Genomic DNA, 876 nt, shown 5'->3' with positions numbered 1-876 from the left:
AATAACGAGCAAACGACCTTTGTCTATGATTGGGGATTGCAGAAATGGTCGACGCTACAGGGAAAACCTTTCACGTTGTTTCCAGTATTTACGACAGGTTATACTTTAGAACAGTTAGATGAGATCTCGATCAATCTTGAGACATTGCCGGCTTCTTTAGACAGCCCTCGTTGGCAAAGTGGCGCCCCAATGCTTGGTGCTTTTGATGATGAAAATCGGCTTGTTATGTTTACGGGAGCACCGATGGAGGCAACGGTTGTTTCGCAAGAATTGGGAGCACCAGATGGAAGTTTTAACTTTATCACGAAGATGTTTGCTGAAGTTGATACGACGGAAGGTCTTTTAAGCATAGGAGAGCGTCGGCTTCGCAATCATCAGACGCCGATTACATGGCACCAAGAGAGGGCATGTTCATATGTCACGGGTGCTTATCATGGTCGTTCGCGCAATCGTTATCACCGCTTTAAATTGCGTATTCCTGAAGGTGTTCATTGGAACCAAATCACAGGATTTAATGTGGATTTACGTCCTTTAGGCAGAGGGTAATGGCAAAAGTCTTTTTGACCACGTCTTGGGATATGGAGCGTATAGCACCATACCTTGAAGACATCATTGCGTCGTTTCGCGAGTATGTGGAACGTTTTAAACATGAAATCACGTTGCAAGAGCTCCTTGAAGCGATTTGCAGTGGCAAGAAACAGTTATGGCTTGTTTTGGATGATGACGAGCGCTTTTTAGCGGCATTCACGACCCAGATACAACAGACAGTTTTAGGAAAGAAGCGCGCTCTGATTTGTGAATGTAGTGGCAAGGGCGTTCTTGATCAAGTTGATAATTTGACATTTGTAGAGGATTGGGCGCGTGAGAATGGGGCTT

General features: G+C 45.0%; 1 protein-coding gene and 1 pseudogene. Both read left to right on the top strand.

The features are described 5' to 3' along the window. Positions 1–546, top strand: a pseudogene (locus ACFILO_RS09550) (hypothetical protein); the annotation flags it as partial. Continuing rightward, positions 546–876: hypothetical protein (locus ACFILO_RS09545; RefSeq protein ID WP_375678220.1), on the top strand; the 331-nt coding region annotated here is incomplete at its 3' end. The pseudogene ACFILO_RS09550 and the gene ACFILO_RS09545, both read left to right, overlap by 1 nt.

This window comes from Bartonella sp. AP72JLCBS (genome assembly GCF_042195705.1).
GTDB lineage: Bacteria > Pseudomonadota > Alphaproteobacteria > Rhizobiales > Rhizobiaceae > Bartonella.
This window is presented reverse-complemented; position numbering and strand designations above follow the sequence as displayed.